This window comes from Companilactobacillus furfuricola, assembly GCF_003946325.1.
Lineage (GTDB): Bacteria > Bacillota > Bacilli > Lactobacillales > Lactobacillaceae > Companilactobacillus > Companilactobacillus furfuricola.
Genome location: NZ_RHNT01000042.1, coordinates 1 through 19,536 on the forward strand (window position 1 = coordinate 1; position 19,536 = coordinate 19,536).

Annotated in this window: 20 protein-coding genes and 1 pseudogene; 9 read left to right on the forward strand and 12 right to left on the reverse strand. The window is 38.5% G+C overall.

All coding sequences use genetic code 11. The features are described 5' to 3' along the window. Positions 1-332: 332 nt before the first annotated feature. Entirely contained in the window at positions 333-695 is a 363-nt protein-coding gene (locus EKM78_RS09585) for a CvfD/Ygs/GSP13 family RNA-binding post-transcriptional regulator (protein WP_125771711.1), read from the reverse strand. 76 nt (positions 696-771) lie between these two features. Here EKM78_RS09585 and EKM78_RS09590 point away from each other — a divergent pair, with 76 nt between their 5' ends. Both EKM78_RS09590 and EKM78_RS09595 read left to right on the forward strand, forming a co-directional pair. Then, entirely contained in the window at positions 772-1,764 is a 993-nt protein-coding gene (locus EKM78_RS09590) for an NAD(P)/FAD-dependent oxidoreductase (protein WP_125771713.1), read from the forward strand. A 98-nt stretch (positions 1,765-1,862) separates the two neighbouring features. Continuing rightward, positions 1,863-2,504, forward strand: coding sequence for a DedA family protein (locus EKM78_RS09595; protein ID WP_164507289.1), 642 nt, complete (start codon positions 1,863-1,865; stop codon positions 2,502-2,504). A gap of 77 nt (positions 2,505-2,581) precedes the next feature. Here the strand turns inward: EKM78_RS09595 and EKM78_RS09600 are convergent, their stop codons facing one another. The 6 genes from EKM78_RS09600 to EKM78_RS09625 are packed head-to-tail and all read right to left on the reverse strand — an operon-like array spanning position 2,582 to position 6,872. Next, positions 2,582-3,166 (reverse strand): TIGR01906 family membrane protein, encoded by a 585-nt coding sequence (locus EKM78_RS09600; RefSeq protein WP_125771717.1) that lies wholly within the window; start codon positions 3,164-3,166, stop codon positions 2,582-2,584. Continuing rightward, complete coding sequence (locus EKM78_RS09605) at positions 3,156-3,938, reverse strand: TIGR01457 family HAD-type hydrolase (RefSeq protein WP_125771719.1); 783 nt, start codon at positions 3,936-3,938, stop codon at positions 3,156-3,158. The genes EKM78_RS09600 and EKM78_RS09605 overlap by 11 nt, the downstream gene beginning before the upstream one ends. A gap of 7 nt (positions 3,939-3,945) precedes the next feature. Further along, the gene (locus EKM78_RS09610) at positions 3,946-4,548 is read right to left on the reverse strand and encodes a YutD family protein (RefSeq protein ID WP_125771721.1); all 603 of its coding nucleotides are present in this window, start codon (positions 4,546-4,548) and stop codon (positions 3,946-3,948) included. A 4-nt stretch (positions 4,549-4,552) separates the two neighbouring features. Then, the gene (locus tag EKM78_RS09615) at positions 4,553-5,926 is read right to left on the reverse strand and encodes a bifunctional metallophosphatase/5'-nucleotidase (RefSeq protein WP_125771723.1); all 1,374 of its coding nucleotides are present in this window, start codon (positions 5,924-5,926) and stop codon (positions 4,553-4,555) included. Between the two features lie 5 nt (positions 5,927-5,931). Next, the gene (locus tag EKM78_RS09620; RefSeq protein ID WP_125771725.1) at positions 5,932-6,546 is read right to left on the reverse strand and encodes a metallophosphoesterase; all 615 of its coding nucleotides are present in this window, start codon (positions 6,544-6,546) and stop codon (positions 5,932-5,934) included. Further along, positions 6,546-6,872, reverse strand: coding sequence for a hypothetical protein (locus EKM78_RS09625; protein WP_125771728.1), 327 nt, complete (start codon positions 6,870-6,872; stop codon positions 6,546-6,548). The genes EKM78_RS09620 and EKM78_RS09625 overlap by 1 nt, the downstream gene beginning before the upstream one ends. A gap of 65 nt (positions 6,873-6,937) precedes the next feature. Between EKM78_RS09625 and EKM78_RS09630 the strand changes: the two genes are divergently transcribed. The 4 genes and pseudogenes from EKM78_RS09630 to EKM78_RS09645 all read left to right on the forward strand — a co-directional run bounded on the left by EKM78_RS09630 (position 6,938) and on the right by EKM78_RS09645 (position 13,655). Beyond that, on the forward strand, positions 6,938-8,368 hold the full coding sequence (locus EKM78_RS09630) for a glycerophosphodiester phosphodiesterase (protein ID WP_125771730.1): 1,431 nt from the start codon (positions 6,938-6,940) through the stop codon (positions 8,366-8,368). A 64-nt stretch (positions 8,369-8,432) separates the two neighbouring features. Next, a pseudogene (gene pepV / locus EKM78_RS09635) lies at positions 8,433-9,833 on the forward strand (dipeptidase PepV). Between the two features lie 611 nt (positions 9,834-10,444). Then, positions 10,445-13,198: a transglycosylase domain-containing protein gene (locus EKM78_RS09640; RefSeq protein ID WP_125771732.1), complete on the forward strand. Its 2,754-nt coding sequence runs from the start codon at positions 10,445-10,447 to the stop codon at positions 13,196-13,198. A 157-nt stretch (positions 13,199-13,355) separates the two neighbouring features. Continuing rightward, positions 13,356-13,655: a hypothetical protein gene (locus EKM78_RS09645; protein WP_125771734.1), complete on the forward strand. Its 300-nt coding sequence runs from the start codon at positions 13,356-13,358 to the stop codon at positions 13,653-13,655. 167 nt (positions 13,656-13,822) lie between these two features. On the opposite strand, the gene ccpA is transcribed toward EKM78_RS09645, so the two are convergent. Beyond that, positions 13,823-14,824 (reverse strand): catabolite control protein A, encoded by a 1,002-nt coding sequence (gene ccpA, locus EKM78_RS09650; RefSeq protein ID WP_125707238.1) that lies wholly within the window; start codon positions 14,822-14,824, stop codon positions 13,823-13,825. Between the two features lie 167 nt (positions 14,825-14,991). Between ccpA and EKM78_RS09655 the strand changes: the two genes are divergently transcribed. Next, on the forward strand, positions 14,992-16,092 hold the full coding sequence (locus EKM78_RS09655) for a M24 family metallopeptidase (protein WP_125771736.1): 1,101 nt from the start codon (positions 14,992-14,994) through the stop codon (positions 16,090-16,092). 207 nt (positions 16,093-16,299) lie between these two features. Here the strand turns inward: EKM78_RS09655 and EKM78_RS09660 are convergent, their stop codons facing one another. The 4 genes from EKM78_RS09660 to murI form a co-directional block, all read right to left on the reverse strand. Continuing rightward, complete coding sequence (locus EKM78_RS09660) at positions 16,300-16,599, reverse strand: hypothetical protein (RefSeq protein ID WP_125771738.1); 300 nt, start codon at positions 16,597-16,599, stop codon at positions 16,300-16,302. Positions 16,600-16,601: 2 nt separating this feature from the next. After that, positions 16,602-17,009: a DUF948 domain-containing protein gene (locus EKM78_RS09665; protein WP_125771741.1), complete on the reverse strand. Its 408-nt coding sequence runs from the start codon at positions 17,007-17,009 to the stop codon at positions 16,602-16,604. A 65-nt stretch (positions 17,010-17,074) separates the two neighbouring features. After that, positions 17,075-17,674 carry an XTP/dITP diphosphatase gene (locus EKM78_RS13435; protein WP_125771743.1) on the reverse strand — a complete coding sequence of 200 codons (600 nt, stop codon included), beginning with the start codon at positions 17,672-17,674 and terminating at the stop codon, positions 17,075-17,077. 1 nt (position 17,675) lies between these two features. Beyond that, on the reverse strand, positions 17,676-18,482 hold the full coding sequence (gene murI, locus EKM78_RS13440) for a glutamate racemase (RefSeq protein WP_125771745.1): 807 nt from the start codon (positions 18,480-18,482) through the stop codon (positions 17,676-17,678). A 117-nt stretch (positions 18,483-18,599) separates the two neighbouring features. On the opposite strand from murI, the gene EKM78_RS09680 reads away from it, so the two are divergent. Continuing rightward, positions 18,600-19,079, forward strand: coding sequence for a DUF2507 domain-containing protein (locus EKM78_RS09680; RefSeq protein WP_125771747.1), 480 nt, complete (start codon positions 18,600-18,602; stop codon positions 19,077-19,079). A 45-nt stretch (positions 19,080-19,124) separates the two neighbouring features. Next, entirely contained in the window at positions 19,125-19,343 is a 219-nt protein-coding gene (locus tag EKM78_RS12985) for a hypothetical protein (RefSeq protein ID WP_211334360.1), read from the forward strand. Positions 19,344-19,536 lie beyond the last annotated feature (193 nt).

Here is a 19,536-nt window from a genome sequence, read left to right on the forward strand (position 1 = left end):
AGGTCTACTTCTTGTTGGTCGCCGAAGCTCTCAACAAGCGACTTAATTATTTTAACATGTTATCAACTATCTGTCAACAACTTTTTAAAATAATTTTCTTAGCAACTTGATGAACAAGTTCATCTCATTGCTTGTCGTTCCTTACCGGAGCAACTTAATTATCATATCGAATCATCAACTCTTTGTCAACAACTTTTTAAAATAATTTTTCATCAAGCTAGCTCGCTTTCGCTTGCTAGGCTTGACGTTAATGCTCTCTCGCAACAACAAATAATATCTTACCAATAGACACTAAACCTTGCAACCCTTTTTTGTAAAAAAATGTAAATTTATTATTTACCCTCTATTTGGTGCATTGCATCTGCGATCCATTTCGCTTTAATTTCTTTAATTGTTTCGTAGCCTATGTGGTCTTTATAGTTAGTCCAGAAGTGTTTATGTAAGATTGGTCTACCGACTTTTTTATCCTGTAATGCTCGTAATGAAAGACTTACATTGCCATCATATTCGTCTATATCTAGGACTACTACCGTTAAGTCTTGTCCTATCTTATACTCATTTTCAATGTCTGATACATATCCATTCTTCAATTCTGAAATGTGTATCAACCCTTGTTTTCCATCCGCTAAGCTGATGAAAACACCATACGGTTGTATTCCTGATACTTTTCCAGAAAGTTTATCTCCAATTTTCATGTTCTCTCTCCTTTATCTTTCATACCTGATTGTGTAACAATGTTCCTATAACTACTATAGAAGAATGGTGAAACACATGGATAATAAAATATACGATATCGTGATCATCGGTGGTGGTCCAGCAGGTATGTTTGCTGCTTACTACGCATCAATGCGTAAGCTTAAGGTTGCCTTAATAGAGAGTTTACCTAATTTAGGTGGTCAACCGCAAACATTATATGCCCAAAAGAAGATCTACGACGTTGCTGGACTTCCTGAAGTCTCAGGAACAGATTTGATCGACCAATTGAATAAACAAATGGCATTACTACCTTGTGATGAATACTTAGAAACGTCTGTCACTGATCTTAAACAAACAGATGATGATATTTGGATGGTTTCTACTTCTAAGGGAACGATCAAAACTAAGTCTATCATTATTGCAATGGGTAATGGTGCTTTTAAACCAAGAAAACTTACTTTTGATTACGACCTTAATATAGAAGAAAACAATCTATCTTACTTCGTTAATGACATCAATGACTACAAAGATAAAGATGTAGCGATTGCTGGTGGCGGTGATTCTGCAGTCGACTGGGCGATCCACATTAACAAACTAGCTGACCACACTTCCATTATTCATCGCCGTAATAAATATCGGGCAATGGAATCAAGCGTTGATAGTTTAAACGAATCCGATGTTGAACAATTGAATCCTTATATCATCAAAGATGTAACTTTCAATAGCGATGATAGATCTAAGATCGATATTCTACTTAAAAAAATCAAATCTGAAGACGAATTGACTATTACTGTCGACAAATTATTAGTGAATTACGGTTTCATCTCCGACTCGAAGATCTTACGCGATTGGAACTTGAAGTTAGAGGGTCCTTTCATTAAGGTTAGTCAACAAATGGAAACTAATTTACCAAACGTCTTTGCCATTGGTGATATTGCTACTTATCCTGGAAAATTACAATTGATCGCCACTGCTTTTGCTGAAGGTCCTACTGCTGTAACAAGAGCCCTACGTAATATTTATCCTGATAAAGACTACTTTGAACACAGCACATCTTTATTTCATTAAAATTTTTGAGAAAATAGCCTAGTTTTAAAGCTATTTTAAGGTAACCTGTTATAATAAAGTTTAATCTAATTATTGGAGTTGATGAATTGAGTTACGTAATGAGTCTAGTCGACTTCATTTTGCATATCGATCACCACATGATCAATATCGTAAATGACTTCGGTGTTTGGACATACTTAGTATTATTCTTGATCATCTTCATCGAGACTGGTGTTGTTATTCTTCCCTTTCTACCAGGCGACTCTTTGATTTTTGCCGCGATGGCCTTAGCAGCTAATCCATCATATGGACTATCTCCTTGGCTACTGGCGTTAACATTTTTGATAGCCGCGGTTCTAGGAGATTCCTTGAACTACGAGATCGGTGAACACTTCGGTGAATTTGCTGTAAAGAATAAATACCTTGGTAAACTAATAAATAAAGAGCATCTGGATGAAGCGCATCGTTTCTTCAAGAAGCATGGTGGCAAAACGATTGCCATTGGACGTTTCATTCCTTTGATCAGAACGTTCGTACCATTCGTTGCTGGATCAGGAACCATGCACTACGGAAAGTTCTTAAAGTATAATGTTCTCGGAGGATTCCTCTGGGTGCTCTTATGTTCATCTGCTGGATACTTGTTTGGAAATATCCCCGCAGTCCAAGAACATTTCTCCATGATCGTGATCGGTATCGTAATCATTTCACTGATTCCTATATTGATTACCGCCTTACGAAATCGCAAAAAATCTGCAGAATAAAAAAAGATTGTCACTGGAATAATTCCGGAGACAATCTTATTTTTTTGCATTCTTTGATGATGCTGTATTTACTTTTTTCATTTCCACAAGGTTATCCCTTCAAATAAAGCAAAGAAGAGCACAAAGCATTGGACGAAAAACTCATCTGGTAAGACGTCAATGATTGGATCTAAAGACGGGTCGAATAGCCAGTCATTATTTCTGAACAAGACTTTATGGAACATGATGAAGAAATCGTCAAAATCTAAGGCCATTAAAACGACCAAGATAGCTCCAACAATAGCAATGTACAAAAAAGCTTTATTGAAATGGGCTCTTTTTTTGCGCCTGAAAAAAACATAGATCCCTGAAAGGATGAAGACGCCAAAGTTCAACATGAATAGTTTCTTAACGTCTGCAAAGTGAGTTCTACCATTGATCGATGAGCGAAAATCATCCAGCTGAAATTGATTGTGGAACGGATTGATCAAATAATTCATCATTTGGTTGTAGTTATGCATCAATTTACTAGATGAGAGATTTGCCTCTTGATCCAAGTAATAATGATGTATGTCAAATTTGAAGATAGCATAACTAGCTAATATCGTTACGGTGATCGCTAGGGTAAATAAAAATAACGCTAAAACGATCGAGTATACGACATCCCTTTGACTACGAGACATCCCAATCTGCCAAGCTTTCTACTTGATGGGTCGGTTTGATCTCTTGATTTGCGATATCTTCATGTGTACTTACCCCTGTATACACTAATAGCGTTTCGACGCCTGCATTGATACCACATTTGATATCAGTATTGTAGTTATCTCCCACCATTACTGCCGTAGTAGGATCAAAGCCCTTAGCTTGGGCAGTGAAATCAATGATTGTAGGTTCAGGTTTGCCGATGTACTTAGCCTTATGTTGAACAGCTGTTTCCACTAAAGAGATAACAGATCCAGCTCCCGGAACTAAACCACGTTCATTCGGTAAATTAGTATCGGCGTTAGTTCCGATGAAAAAAGCGCCCCGTTTGATTGCTAAGGTGGCCAGTTCGAATTTGTGATAAGTTACATCGTAATCTAAGCCGACGATAACTACGTCTGGATTAGTCTCTTCATATTTAATGCCTGTACCATAAATTGCTGATTTCAAGCCATATTCGCCAATGACATAGGCCGATTTGCTGCTGATCTCCTTACCATACATGTTTTGAATATAGCCTGCTGTGGCTAATGAAGGTGTGATCACTTGGTCAGCCGTTGCTAATATCTGGTGATTGTTCACTAGATTATCAGCCACTTGTTGTGGCGTCTTAGTTGAATTGTTAGTTAAGTAGTAGAATTCAATCTTTTGGTCATGTAAACGTTGGATAAAATCCTTTGCTTCTGGGATCTTATCTTTGCCTCGATACATCGTTCCATCCAAGTCAATTAAATATGTTTGGTATTTGTTCATTATCTTCTCACTTATCTATTTTTCTGATTTTAAAACTACGTGATCCTGAATTGGATGTAGATTTATGATTTGCTTGACGTCTTTTGTGTGGTGCTTTACCACTAATTGGTTTACGTCGACGAATATGTGGCTTGTCCTCTGATCCATGATCTTGATTGTTCTTATGGAAAGACTTATGCCGATTGTTTCTATTAGCACGATGATTGTTTGACTCATTGTGTTGATTATTCTTAGAGTGGGTCCTACTGCGATGGTGCTTTGGTTTAGTCAAAGGCAATTTGTCTTCTCGCTCCAAAATGAAATAGGCGCATCCAAAGTTGCAGTACTCGAGTAAATAATCTTGCAAATGCGAGATCTTATTGTCGATATTGCTTTCGATCCGCTTATCCATGTAAAAACCTTTAAATCGCAATTGGTCATAACCCCAATCGCCCACGATAAAATCATATTTATCTAAAACTGAATTGTATCTTTCTTCGATTTTTTCACGATTAAAGCCGTTATCGTGATTTGTTAATAAATGGTACTTGATCTTATTAATGACGACCAAGTCATCATCTAAGACAGTTACGACCGCTTGCTTAGATGATTTTGTTTCCGGTTCATCCAAATTATCACCTCAATGGATATTTCTTCTGTAAGTATTTTGCTAAGACATTACGAATAAAGTCAGGATACATTATCTTGTTTTCACCCACGATTTCGATTGTTGGAAAGAATGGTACGAACAAGTAATGATCTAATAAAGCAATTTTATATTCTTTTTTCATTTCTAATTGCTTACCATTCAAGTAAACATTGCGCTTACTGTCAATAGTAATGCCACGATATACTAACTCGCCAAATATTTTACCACGAAAGCCCATCCCTTTTTGTAAATGTCGGCGAAGATAAGCTCGATTCTTTTCCATTTCCATGATCAAACGCCAAACGTTCTCTCCAGTCAAAGTCGTTTGCATAACATGAATGGCATGTGGCAAGGCCTCGTGAAGATTCTTCTTAGTAACGATGCCTTCTTTGAGATCCGTTAAGAACAATCCGGAACTCAAAACAGCTACGTCAGCATCTGCATATTCTTGGGTTGCTTTTAATGCTTCTGTAATAAAGGGATGTTTTGCCTCAATGTCTGTACTTAGAGTATAAGGTATCTGCGCAACTTTTTCAGAAGCCAGGATTTCATTACCTTTTTCAGTCTGTAATTTGATCCATGATTGATCTTCCTTCTTAGCTTTTAGTTGCGAAGTTGGCGTAGTGTAAGCTGATTTCGCGGTCACTTGGTGATCATCATCTAAAACCAAATCGACTGTGCCGACGTTTTGACCGTACTTTCCCGCTGCGCATAACAAAACGCCGTTGTCGACTTCACCTTTTTCAAAGAGATGATGAGTATGGGAGCCGAGAATAACGTCGATTTCTGGGTGTTGCTTAGCGATCAGTCGATCCATGGACACTCCCAAGTGCGACAATAAGACAATGACATCGCACTTCTCTTGTTTCAATTTAGAAAGCATAGATGGCAATTCATTTTGGATCAAGCGAATATCCCAATTTAAGAGTGGATAAGTCAAAATATAAGGTGCGGTGAAGCCAATGATGCCTATGCGAGTACCTTTTGTCGTTTGCTTGATCAAATAAGGCTGGGCAAAACTAGCCAACTGATTATCAGGTTCGTAAAGATTGCCCAAAATAACTGGGAAGTTCGCCTGATCATATAGATGATCCAATTGCTCGTGACTATTTCCAAGTCCTTCATTATTACCGATCGTAACTGCATCATATTTTTGTTGATTCATCCACTCAATATTAGCAGCCCCATCAGTCGCCTCAGTTAACGGATGGGCACGATCCATAGCATCCCCGATATCAAAAAGATAAAATTGATCAGCGTCAGATTCCTTACGCGACTTTTTAATGAATCTAGTTATTTTTGGAAAATTTTCAAAATGAGAATGTAAATCGTTAGTATGAACGATCTTAATAGTTTCCACAAAAATCACTGCTTTCTTTGTTGGTTTGCTAAATCAGCTTGCTTTTTATGGTACATTTCAATGATCTCTTCGCCTCTCAAAGAACTTCCCCATGGCAAATCTTCGCTTAAATAGTCTCGTTCAGGCGCATCAACGCCAATGTTGATATTTTCGGCGATCGGTACACTATAATGATGGATGTGTCCATGTAAATTAATGATCTGCTGGACCCGTCCTAAAAGCATCGGGTAATGAGTACAATAAAATTGCATATGATCAAATTTCAGCAAAGCCCCAACATCTTCAAACCGAAACCGCATGACCCCATCTGACATCATTGTATTATGTTTGGCCAAATATTTGAATAAGGAACGGTAATCATGGTTACCTTTGATCAAGATCATATGCCCATTTAACTGATCGAGCATCTGAAAGGTCTCTTCATCCGTTGGCGTATTCTGAGGGCGCATAGAAATATCTCCAAGATGATAAACTGTATCATTATCATCTACTCGAGCATTCCAAGCATCGACCATCGCTTGGTTCATGGCAGCACCATCTTTGAAGTGTCGTGGTGCAAAATCATTCGGCTGTAGCAATTGATAATGATAAAAATGCGTATCCGATATGAAATAGTTCATTATTGATCTTCTTTCGAAATTATTTTATTAGCCTTTAAAATCTCATTGAAAGCGTCTCTTACTGGGCCTTCCGGCTTGTCATACTCGACCCACTCCGTCAATTCCATCGGCGGGACCGTGTAGTTTTTGTTAACATAATCTTCATATATCCCGACAGCATGTGAATGTGGGATATTGAGTTTCAAGATCCGAACTTCCTTGATCAGACCTAACTCGGCAGCTTTTTCAGCACGCCCATTCATTAATATGTTTCCGATCTCGTAATACTTTGTTCCATCATTACGAGTGATTTGTTCAATTAAGTTTAAGGATTGTTCATTATCCATTATCTAAACACCTCAATAGTTATATTATTTACTTTATAGCAATTAATCAATTTTAGGAGCTTTTTATGAATTCAAAAAAACGTTTGGTATTTTATTTAGCTTTTATTTCCATTATATTTGTTTTCGGCAGTGGTTTCACAGTTGTCGGCCATCGTGGCGATCCCGTCAAAGCTCCCGAAGAAACTTTTCAAAGTATCGATACTGCCTTTGCGGAAGGTGCTGATTACGTCGAACTCGACCTACACGTCTCAAAAGACAACGTCTTAGTTATTTCGCATGATCGGAACCTAGAACGAGTGACTGGAACTCCGGCGATCGTCTCTCAACATGATTTTTCATACTTGAGTACTTTATACCAAAAAAATGGCGAACCCATGCATAGTTTGGATCAGCTCTTTGAACATTATAAAGATAATCCTAACGCAAAATTCCTGATCGAGACCAAGAAAACCAAAAAAGGCAATCCTAAAAATATGGAAGACTTGATCAAAACTAGCGTTGAGAAGTACCACATGAATGACCGTGTCATGTTCCACTCCTTCTCCGCATCCAGTTTGGAAAAGCTAGCTGAGATCCTTCCTGACATCCCGAGGATCTTTATCGCCGGAACGATCAAGCGCGTTAACTTCGAGGTTTTATCTTACGTTACCGGCGTTAATCTCTCATCCAATATCATCACACCAGAAATCATCGACACGATGCATTACATGCACAAATCAGTTTATGTTTGGGATGAGATGAATGAAGTTCCTAGCAAATGGAATACTTTGATCAATATGCCGATCGATGGCGTGGTCACCAACTTCCCTGCTACCGGTAATGAATATCGAAACTTGAAAAATGATTCCAAAGAGACATCTTTCAATCAAAACACTTTTTACTTTGGATTAAAAGACTTAACTATTTATGAAAATCCGTATAAATTGATCAAAACTAAGAAAAAAGTCCATCCATTGGATGGATATCATGTATCTAATATTATCAAATTTCACGGTCAAAAATACGTTCAACTAGGTGAAAATATGTTTGCTCAGGCTGAAGGATTTAATTCTGATGCTAATTTAAAACAGCTTCGTCCTTACTATGGAGCTAAAGCGGTCTATCGCTCACAGCAACCAGATAATTTCTTGTATGAAGATCCATACGATAATGACAGTATCCAAGGAGAAATGGCGCTTGATAAGCCGATGACCATCCAAAATATTCAAAAAATCGGTTCTGAGACTTGGCTCAAGCTCAAAGATGGCTGGATCAACGCTAAACACGTTTTGATCCAACTCAATCCACAAACAGTCCATGGTAACAACAGTGAAGCTAGTTATTACGAGCTGCCAAAATCAGAACGGATGAGAAATATCGACCTGCAACAAGATTTTACTTATTTAAGGACCAATGATACTAAACCAGTTTCAGATACTCAGTTGATCAAACTTTTTGACCACGTTCCTTTTACCAAACGGATCGAGTCGGATAACTACTCAATGAACAAAATATAAATGATTAGCCATAATTGGCGAGCTTTGGTAAAATAATTGCAATTCTATTCGGAGGTTTTAATATATGTCAATTGATTGGGAAAAAGAAGTTTCTCATCGTTCAGACGAACTTCTCAATGATCTATCAGAATTATTAAGTATCGATAGTTCCAGAGATGTTGAACACAAAACTAAGGATTTTCCATTAGGCCCTGGGCCTGCAAAAGCACTGTAAACATTTCTACATTTTGCTGATCGTGATGACTTTGTTAACAAGAATGTTGACAATCTAGCCGGTCGCATTGAATTAGGTGACAGCGACGATCCTATCGCCATCTTGTCACACGTCGATGTTGTTCCTGAAGGCCCAGGTTGGGATACTGATGCTTTCTCACCTACTGTTAAAGACGGTAACCTATACGGCCGTGGTACTTCAGATGATAAAGGACCTGGTTTGGCCGCCTATTATGCAATGAAAATCATTAAAGAATTAAAGCTACCTATTTCTAAATCGGCTCACTTGATCTTGGGAACGGATGAAGAGAGTGATTGGGTCGGGATGAATCATTACATGGAGAAAGAAAAGATGCCTGAAACTGGTTTTTCACCTGATGCTGAATTCCCAGTGATCAATGGTGAAAAAGGTATCGTTTCATTCAATGTCAAATTCCCTACTTCAGAAAACGGCTTGGTCGAAAGATTCGAAAGTGGTTTACGTGCTAACATGGTGCCACAACACGCCGAGGCAACTCTCTCAGACAATGACGGTAAATTAGACGATCTAACGAATGACTTTCACGAATTTTTAAATCAGTACGATGAAATTACTGGCGAAACTAATAAGAGCGGTAATTCTTACACTATCAAAGTCATCGGAAAAGGTTCTCACGCCATGGAACCATTTAACGGTGTCAATGCTGCAACTTATCTAGCTAAATTCATCACGACTTTACCTTTAGAAGCTGCTGAAAGAACTTACTTTGATTTTATTGCTGATTCATTGTTCCTTGACCATTATGGTAAGACTTTGGGACTTGAACACAACGATGAAGTCATGGGAGATTTGACCATCTCACCTGATATTTTCAACTTCAATAGTAACGAAGCTAATCTATTACTCAATATCCGTTATCCTAAAGGTGACGACGGTGACAGTTTGACGGAAAAGATCAATAGTCACTTACCTGCTGGTGTTTCTGCGGCAATTGAAGGACACAATCAAGTACCTCACTTCGTTGATGCCAACGACCCACTAGTTCAATCATTAATGGAAGCTTACCGTGCTCACACTGATGATGAAACTTCACAACCATATACCGTTGGTGGAGGGACTTATGGTCGGATCCTGAAGAATGGTGTTGCTTTTGGGGCTTTGTTCCCAGGTGATGAGAACGTTATGCATCAAGCTAATGAGTATATTAACTTGGATAAATTGTTTAAAGCTACGGCAATTTATGCTGATGCTATTTACCGTTTGATTGAATAATTTTGATCCTCTTTCCTGGTTGGGGAGAGGTTTTTTTATTGGTTTGTTTTTGGGGTGGTTGAGATTTTTTTGGAAACTGTTGGTGTTTTTTTGCCAAATGTTGGTGCTTTTGTACCATACTGTTATTGTTTTGTTGCCATACGTTGATTCTTTTGTGCCAAACTGTTGTTGTTTTGTTGCCAAACATTCAATTTTTTGAACCAAACTGTTGTTGTTTTGTTGCCAAACGTTCAATTTTTTGAACCAAACTTTTGTTATTTTGTTGCCAAACATTCAATTTTTTGAATCAAACTTTTGTTGTTTTGTTGCCAAACATTCAATTTTTTGAACCAAACTTTTGTTGTATTGTTGCCAAACATTCAACTTTTTGAACCAAACTTTTGTTGTTTTTTTGCCAAACGTTGCCCGTTTTATAGTGGAAACGAGCTCCGGGGCACAGCGGCCTCCGGTTAACACGGGTGGACGCGGCACGGCTTCGCCGCACCTTGTGCGTCCACTCGCGTTAATCCTCAGCAGCTGACCGTGCCCCTCCGCTCTCTTTTTTAATGAGCGTTATGATGTTTTTTATTATATAATTAACCTATGTAACTTTTTAAAGGGGTTTAACTAACTTGAAAAATTTATGGAATAGTATTGTTAATGGCATAAAGGGTATTAAGAGTTGGTCGGACTTTGCTGCTAAGGCAAATTTAACGATCGAAGTTATTCGTCGCATTATTTTATATGTTATTGCTGGTTTGTTCGTTATGATCAGTTTGGTGATCGGTCTTGGTTTTGGTTACGTTTCTTCGTTAACTAGCCAAGTTGCTGTGCCTACTAAGCATGAAATGCAAACTCAGCTCCAAGATGTTAATAATTCGACTTCTCTTTATTTTGCCAATGATAAAAAAGTTGAAAACCTTCAAAAGACTTTGGTTGGAAAACGAATTTCGTTATCCGAAATGTCACCATACTTGAAAAAAGCTGTTGTTGCCACTGAAGATAGCGATTTTTACAAGCATTCTGGTGTTGAGCCTAAATCTCTTTTCAGGGCTGTCCTTTCTGATGTTACCGGTATTGGTACTCAGACAGGTGGTTCAACGTTAACTCAACAAACGGTCAAGATGCAGCTTCTTTCATCTGAAACTACTTGGAAACGTAAAGCGGTGGAAATTTTCCTAGCTATGCGTGTGGATAAGTATTTCACTAAAGATGAAATTTTAGAGGATTATTTGAATGCTGCTACCTTAGGCCGTAATAATAAAGGTCAAAATATCCAAGGTGTCCAGGCTGCTGCTCAAGGACTTTTTGGCAAAGATGCTGCTGATCTGAACTTAGCGGAATCAGCCTTTATTGCTGGGCTGCCACAAAGTCCATCGATCTACACTCCTTATGACACTGATGGCAAAGTCAAGAGCGACATTAGTTTAGGAATGAAACGTAAAAATATTGTGTTGTTCCGAATGTATCGTGACAAGAAGATCTCGACGGCAGAATATAATCAAGCTAAGAATTATGATCTCAAATCTGATTTCCAAAAGCCTGAAAAAGCTAAGAGTCATAAGATCAAATACGGTTATGTCTACAACTTATTGACCGAGCAAACACGAACCATTTTGATCAAGCGCTTGGCCAAAAATGATGGCATTTCATACAAGGAACTACAAAAAGACGATAACTTGTATAAGAAGTACTACACGCAAGCTGATACTGAATTACACGACAAGAATTACCGTGTTGACAGTACCATCGTCAAGAATCTTTACAATCAAATGAATACTCAAGCTCAAGGGTTCCAAGGCAATCTTGGTGAATCTCACACCGATACTGGGATCGACCCTGCTACTGGAAAGTCAGTGAAAGTTACTGACTCTGTCCAAAATGGTTCCGTCCTTCTCGATAATAAGACTGGTAAAGTCTTAGGTTTTGTCGGTGGACTCAACTTTAAGAAATCACAGTTGAATCATGCATTTAGTACGAACCGTTCACCAGGTTCATCGATCAAGCCAATGATCACTTTTGCTCCAGCGATCGAAAACGGCATGATCGGCTCGCAAACGATGTTAGCCGACTTCAAGACTAAATTTAAGAGCTACTCGCCTACAGACTATGGTGAAACGATCCAAAATCGTTTCATTTCCGCCCGTGAGACACTTGAGGAGTCTTACAATATTCCAACGGTCAACTTGTACAATTACTTACGTCAAAACAATATTAGTTCCAAGAAGTACATGGAAAAAATGGGGATCCATTTGACTGACAGTGAATACAACCAACTAGGTATCACTTTAGGTGGTACTGATAAAGGTGTTACTGTTCTAGAACAAGCTAGTGCCTTTTCTACTTTTGCTAACAAGGGTGTCCACGTTGATCCATATGTTGTCGATAAAATCACTGATCCAACTGGTAAAGTGATTTATCAACATAAGACTAAGAAGAAGCGCGTCTTTAGTGAACAAACATCTTACATCATTCAAAATATGTTACACGGTGTCGTCACTAAAGGTACTGCTTCAGCCCTATCTTACGAAGCTAACTTCAGCACTAAGAATCTATTCGGTAAAACTGGTACATCTAATGATTATCGTGACAACTGGTTCTTAGGTAGTACAGATGGAATGACGATGGCTTCGTGGATCGGATACGATAATTTCTACGGCAACAACCATAACCTAGAAAGCAATTCGACTGATATTAATCAGGAACTATGGTCGCGGATGGCTAACGCTGTTTACAAAGAAGATCCGGGCGTTATGAATGCTCACAAGAAATTCTATCGTCCGGAAGGAGTTCAATCGTATGAAGTCGATAAGGAAACTGGTACAAAGACTGGTACGATCGAATACAACGGCATTACTTCAAAAGTTAACCAGCACACGACCAAGTCTCTCTACTATAAAGGTAGTCCTGAAAGTATGTCCTATGATGGCTTTGCTATTGGTGGTACCTCGAAGAATTATCGTCTCTTCTGGAACAATTACTTTGGTAGGAACAACAGTTACGGTGTCGTTAAGACCCTAGGTGATTCCTCTAAATCAGCTGATGAGATCGCCTCTGAAAATGGCAGCGGTCGAACTTCTGGTTTCAGTAACAGTACCAATGATAATAGTTCTTCGGAAGTAACCACGAATAGTAGCTCTTCAACTACTACAAGATCAAGAAACAATAATTCAACTACTAGTTCAGGTAATTCTGAGACAGGTACTGGATCTGGGTCTGGTAGAGGTACTGGTGCAACTACTGGTACTACTGGATCTACTACTGGTACAGGCACAGGAACTACTGGCAGTGGTACTGGTTCCACCACAGGTGGTGGAGCTTCAACATCAACCGGTGGTGAAGGTGCTTCCGGTGCAGGTGGCGGATCTTTGATCGAGGCTGAATAAGCCTTAACAGCCACCTGGATAACTTTTTTAAAAAACAATATCCCAGCAAGGTGATTTCGAACAGACACCTTGCTGGGATTTTTTTGACGACTTATCGCTGTTTTCAACAGCTTTAGTTATGTTAGAATAATTAAGTTAATTATTAAGGAGTGAGCCCATGTACTTTAGTCCGATATTCTTACAGACTTGTCTTTATATTGTTGCTATCATTTTGATCTTATTCATGGTCGGCATTACTATTTACAAATTCAAACACAATATGAAGCTTTGGGATAAATCAATGACCTTAGCTTCGATCGTCTTACTGAACGCCATTTATTCGATATTGACTTATTTTTTCAATTTCCCATACGAATTGAATGCCGTAGTTACTGGTGGATTGACATTAGTTGCTTTTGGTTATCTGATCGTCATTGTCTGGGATATGATCAAACAAAAGAAAAGTTCACACAATTAAATATATTTTTAAAAAGCTTTCAAGTCGTTGCCGATGACTTGAGAGCTTTTTTTATTGTAAACAATGTCATTTGGACTGTGAGATGTATATTTTCTGCTGACATTCACATTTACTTGAAAATATCGTAAAAAAAAGCATCTCTGATTAATTTCAGAGATGCTCTTATCTTACTTAGTTGATTCACGTTTAACGATGCTGTATGGCAATTTAACCGTGTTTTCATCGATTTGTTCTTGATTCATCATCTTAGTTAACAAACGCATGGCTACGGCACCAATATCATACAATGGTTCCTCAATGGAACTCATCTTAGGTCTTGTAACTTCACACAAGACTGTATTATTACTTGTAAAGATTTCAAAGTCTTCAGGAACCTTTGTTCCTGATTTCATAGCTGAATTCAAAATACCAGCGGCGAGCAAGTCTTCTGTAACGTATGCAGCAGTAGCACCACTGTTCTTAACTGCATCCCAGATAGCTTCTCCGGCTCTCACTGAATATTCAGCCTCGAATACGAGGTTGGATGAAAAATTGATATGAGCTTTCTTTAAGGCTTTCTTGTAACCATCAAGACGATATTTACCATCGATCGGATTCTCCAAGCTTCCTCCGACGAAAGCAATCTTCTTATGACCATTTTGAACTAATTGACTAATGATATTGTAAACAGCATCTGTAAAGTCAATATTTACACTAGCTGTTTCATTATTCCGATCAACTGATCCGGCTAAAACGATTGGAGTCTTAGAGCTACCAAGCGTTCTCTTCACTTTCTTAGACAATTGTTTGCCCATGTAAATCAAGCCATCAACTTGTTTTGAAAGTAAATTATTCAAGATTTGTTCTTCATCACCAATGGATTCTTGCAAACTAGTCAAAATGATGTTGTATTTGTACATTGATGCAACATCATCAATACCTTTGGCTAATGAAGCAAAGTACAGATCAGTGATATCTGGCAGAATAACACCGATAGTAGTACTCTTCTTACTTGCAAGACCACGTGCTACCGCGTTGGGACGGTAGTTTAAGCGATCGATTACTTCCAATACTCTTTTTCTAGTTTCCTCTTTGACGTTAGCATTTCCATTTACGACACGAGAAATGGTGGCCATAGATACATTGGCTGCCTCAGCCACGTCATATATAGTTACCACTTTTTTTTCCATAAATATTACACTCTTTCATTTTTCCATTTAGTCATACTTAATTTATCAGACTATAACATAATTTGCAAGCGTTTACTCGCTTTATATGACGTGTTTTCATATTTTTTTCAAACAGAAAACTATTTTCAATGGTATACTTTGTGTAAATATTAATTAAGGAGAAGGTTATGAAGACACAATTATTAGACCTACAAAAATATCTGGGCGACAATAATTACGATATCGCATATATCTCTGATCCAACAGATATTAACTATTTTACAGGATTTTATAGCGATCCGGTAGAGCGAATTTTGGCATTGATCGTATTTCCTGATCAAGATCCATTTATTTTCGCCCCTGCCCTTGAAGTCGGTTCAGTGAAAAAAGCCGGTTGGGACAAAGACGTATTTGGTTATCTTGATAACGAAGACGGCTGGAAAATGTTAGCAGATCACATCAAAGATGTCAAATCAGACCCAAAAGCTTGTGCTACTGAAAAAGACAATTTGACTGTCCAAAAGTTTGAAATCGTCAAGAAACACTTCCCTAACGCAGAATTTCCAGGAAATCTTTCTAGATACATGGAAAACGCTCGTTTGATCAAAACTCCGGAAGAAATTGAAAACCTCAAAGCTGCCGGAAAAGAAGCTGACTTTGCCTTTGAAGTTGGTTTTAAAGCCATTAAAGAGGGACGCACTGAACAAGATATCGTTGCTGAGATCGAATATGCCCTCATGAAAAAAGGCATCATGCACATGAGCTTCGATACTATCGTTCAAGCAGGTGCCAATGCTGCTAACCCTCATGGTGGTCCCGAAAAGAATTTGTTGAAAAAAGATGAATTGATCCTATTTGACTTAGGAACAGTTCACAACGGTTACATCAGTGATGCTTCCAGAACCGTTGCATTCGGCAAGCCCAACGAAAAAGCTCTCGACATTTACAAAGTTGATTTAGAAGCTCAATATGCAGCTATGGATGCGGCTAAGCCAGGAATCACCGCCGCTGAGTTAGACAAAGTGGCTCGTGATATTATCGACAAAGCTGGTTATGGCGAATACTTCATTCACCGTCTAGGCCACGGAATGGGTACTTCAGAACACGAATTTCCATCAATTATGGAAGGTAATGATATGGTCCTTAAGCCAGGCATGTGCTTCTCGATCGAACCAGGAATTTACATTCCTAATGAAGCTGGCGTTCGGATCGAAGATTGTGTTTACATTACCGAGGACGGTAACGAACCATTCACACATACTTCTAAAGAACTTAAATATATAGATTAATAATTATATGGCATTGATCGATTCGATCAATGCTTTTTTATTTAAATCAAGAAGTTGATAGAATCGACAACACCGAACAAATGTGATCAAAAGTCGACACGTACATATTTGATCGAGGATATTCCCGGGATCTCCCAGATTCATCGGTCAATTTCTCAACAAAATACAACCTCAATAAAATCAATCTCAAAATAAAAAAGACCAGCCCTAGGCTTGGTCTTTATTTATATCGTCTTCGTCAAAGACAATGTCTGTTGCTTCCTCATCGTCTTTATTTTGATCCGATTTGTCTAATAATGAATTCTTCAATGAGGCGGTTTTTTGGTTAAATTCATCTTTTAACTGATTCTTGTCAACTAAGCCAAAACCTCCATTGTTGAAGTCTCCACGAATTGTCTTGATATTTTCTAGTGCTCTTTGGCCGTCTTCACTAACCAAATATCTTGAAGCGAGATAACCAGCAGCGCTACCTAGAATGATACCTGCTAAAAAACGTTTCTTTTTCATGGCTATTTCTTCTTTCTAGGTAAGATCTTTGAAGCACCTTTGGCAATCGTTGCTACATTAGCTAAGCTCAAAAGGCTTGAAAGTCCAAATCCATCTTTAGGTTTGTCAGATGTGGCATCTGCTGCTTTGTTTCCAAGATTTTCTACAGTATCAAATAATGGGTTTAGTTTACTTGATTTGCCATTAACGTCATCCATCAATGTATTTGTCTTATCAACTAAACGTCCACTTTGATCCAAAATACGGTCTGTATTCTTTGTGATCACGGTCAACATCTTAGTTGTTTCCTTGATCGTATCTTGAAGCTTCTTCAATAACTTAGCTGTTTGTACCAAAGCCACAGCCAAAAAGATTACTAAGATCACGAAAGCTACAGCTGCAATAAGTCCTGCAATTTGTCCACCAGTCATAATAACATCTCCTCATAATTTACTAGCAAGTTAATACTAGCATTATTGCTATTTTACGGCAACGGTTACAAAATAATCCAGTCTTGCCATTTCTTTTCTAATTCCCTAATGGCATTACCACGATGACTGATCGAGTTCTTCTCGTCGAGAGTCATTTCTGCCATTGTCTTCCCTTTTTCAGGGACGTAGAACAGCGGATCATAACCAAAACCGTCATCTCCCTTAGGGAACATGGCTATCCTTCCCTTTACTTCTCCACTAACTACTAAGTCCGTTGGATTATTTGGATTGGCAAAAACTAAGACAGTTATGAATTTGGCCGTCCGTTTCTCCTCAGGCGTACCACCAATTTCTGACAAGAGCTTCGCATTATTGGCAGCATCGTTGTGATCGCCAGCATAGCGAGCTGACCGGACTCCTGGTTGACCAAATAACGCATCCACCGATAGACCTGAATCATCAGCTATGGTTGGCAATTGATACTTATCCATCACTGCATGTGCCTTGATCGTAGCATTCTCTTCAAAGGTCGTGCCAGTCTCTTTAATATCTGGAAAGTCGGGAAAATCTAATAGCGTCTTGATTTCGAATCTTTCGGTATCAAAAATCTTTTTAAATTCTTTAGCCTTATTGGGGTTTTTGGTTGCAATGATTATCTCTTGCATACTAATCTCCTATATGAATTAAATTAATTTCTGAAATATCATAACCTAACCAATCCAATGCTAACGATTTGAAACTATCAAGATTGGCAGTTGTGTTTAACTCGACTTTACCTGACTGCTCATTGTCCGTCAACATTCCTTTTTCAGCTAAATACTTCTTAGTAACATTAGTCGTTTCAATACCAGGATCGACTAACTTAACTTGATCTCCCATAAAATCATGAATCTGTTTTTCAAGCATTGGGAAATGCGTGCATCCCAAAATCAACGTATCGATATCGGTATCCTTTAAAGGTGCCAAAGTTTCTGCAATATCGGCTTTTGAAGCATCAGTATCAGATGCATTACTTTCGACGATTTTGACAAAATGTTGGGCTGCGATCGAATGCACCTTGATCTGATCATCAACTTTGGCAATGGTTGCTGGGTAGGTTCCGGAATTTACCGTCGACTCGGTAGCAATGACGCCAATATCATCAGTATTTGTATCCGCCACTGCACTCTGTGCGCCTGATTTAATGACACCAAACATGGGCACATCAAATTCCTTTTCTAACGTCGGTAAAGCACGAGCAGTGGCTGTATTGCATGCATATATAATTGCTTTAACATTCTTAGAAATTAAAAACTCAACCATTTCCCGCGTATATTTGATTATTTCCGATGCTGGTCTAACTCCGTAAGGCATATGCGCTTCATCGCCAATAAAAATAATATCCTCATGTGGAAGCTTCTTGATGACTTCTTCAACAACGGTCAAACCACCGACCCCTGAATCTAGTAAACCAATTGGTCTTTTATCACTCATATATGACACCCCATAAATATTTCTCGAAATCAATTTTATTTTTTTTGATAGTCGCTATTCGTTTAAAAAGGCATTAAGCTAATGATATAATACTTTTATGCAAAAGGAGTAAAAGTAATGGCCAAACAAAATAATAATGATAATGAAAAGCTTAATGAAGATTTGGAAACTGAATCAGTAGCAGATACTGAAAATGACTTAACGTCTAAGTATTTTGCAGTTTCCGTGCTACGTGATTTCGTCTTACCCGACTTGTTGGATAAAGACACTTCAGAGCTTTTGTACTGGGCTGGAAAAGACCTCAGCCGCCGCTTAGCCATTCAGGATATGAATGAATTACCAAAAGTATTCGCAAACGCTGCCTTTGGGGAATTAGCAATTGTTAATCAATCTAAAACAAGCTACAAATACAAATTGTCCGGTCCAGAAGTCGTTCAGCGGTTTAATCTTAATAATGATAAGCCTGAGTTTTCTCTTGAGGCTGGTTTTATTAGCGAAACGGTGCAGAACACTATTGGTGCGGCTTGTATGGGTAGTTTTACTTTGGATCTTAAGAACAAAATTGTTTCTATTTTGATTCAAATTGAACGAAACTAGAAACTATAATATACATCATTTTTTTGTTTCTGACAAAGTTGATGGTTGGTGGTTTTGATTTTAAATGGTTTTGCTGAGGCTTTTTGGCCTTGGCTTTTTTTTTCTTTTGGCGTGGAGGGGGTGTTTGGGTGTACGTTCAATGCCGGTTCCGGGGCGGGGCGCTATATGGGATTGGAACGCTGCCCACGCAATTTTGAGCTACCTGGAAGTTCGCCAGGTATCTCAAAACTTGGTCTTTCACTAGGCAATAAAATTGCCAAGTGAAATTTGGGTGCGCTCGGCATGGGCGTTAGCTAGGTGATGAAAGTTCACTGTGAGCCGTAGTAGTCGGAATCACGAGTTGAGGACAAGGGTGTCCACCGCGAGGTGGAATCTGAAGGAAGTCTAAAGCAAAGTACTGAGCTGATGTACAAGAATCGACTAATAGGCCGGAAATGCAGGATAAGTTTGCCCAACA

Coding starts and splice junctions, on each gene's coding strand:
- EKM78_RS09585 (WP_125771711.1), bottom strand. CDS start 695: ATGAAAATTGGAGATAAACTTTCTGGAAAAGTATCAGGAATACAACCG.
- EKM78_RS09590 (WP_125771713.1), top strand. CDS start 772: ATGGATAATAAAATATACGATATCGTGATCATCGGTGGTGGTCCAGCA.
- EKM78_RS09595 (WP_164507289.1), top strand. CDS start 1,863: ATGAGTCTAGTCGACTTCATTTTGCATATCGATCACCACATGATCAAT.
- EKM78_RS09600 (WP_125771717.1), bottom strand. CDS start 3,166: ATGTCTCGTAGTCAAAGGGATGTCGTATACTCGATCGTTTTAGCGTTA.
- EKM78_RS09605 (WP_125771719.1), bottom strand. CDS start 3,938: ATGAACAAATACCAAACATATTTAATTGACTTGGATGGAACGATGTAT.
- EKM78_RS09620 (WP_125771725.1), bottom strand. CDS start 6,546: ATGAACTATTTCATATCGGATACGCATTTTTATCATTATCAATTGCTA.
- EKM78_RS09625 (WP_125771728.1), bottom strand. CDS start 6,872: ATGGATAATGAACAATCCTTAAACTTAATTGAACAAATCACTCGTAAT.
- EKM78_RS09630 (WP_125771730.1), top strand. CDS start 6,938: ATGAATTCAAAAAAACGTTTGGTATTTTATTTAGCTTTTATTTCCATT.
- EKM78_RS09645 (WP_125771734.1), top strand. CDS start 13,356: ATGTACTTTAGTCCGATATTCTTACAGACTTGTCTTTATATTGTTGCT.
- ccpA (WP_125707238.1), bottom strand. CDS start 14,824: ATGGAAAAAAAAGTGGTAACTATATATGACGTGGCTGAGGCAGCCAAT.
- EKM78_RS09655 (WP_125771736.1), top strand. CDS start 14,992: ATGAAGACACAATTATTAGACCTACAAAAATATCTGGGCGACAATAAT.
- EKM78_RS09660 (WP_125771738.1), bottom strand. CDS start 16,599: ATGAAAAAGAAACGTTTTTTAGCAGGTATCATTCTAGGTAGCGCTGCT.
- EKM78_RS09665 (WP_125771741.1), bottom strand. CDS start 17,009: ATGACTGGTGGACAAATTGCAGGACTTATTGCAGCTGTAGCTTTCGTG.
- EKM78_RS13435 (WP_125771743.1), bottom strand. CDS start 17,674: ATGCAAGAGATAATCATTGCAACCAAAAACCCCAATAAGGCTAAAGAA.
- murI (WP_125771745.1), bottom strand. CDS start 18,482: ATGAGTGATAAAAGACCAATTGGTTTACTAGATTCAGGGGTCGGTGGT.
- EKM78_RS09680 (WP_125771747.1), top strand. CDS start 18,600: ATGGCCAAACAAAATAATAATGATAATGAAAAGCTTAATGAAGATTTG.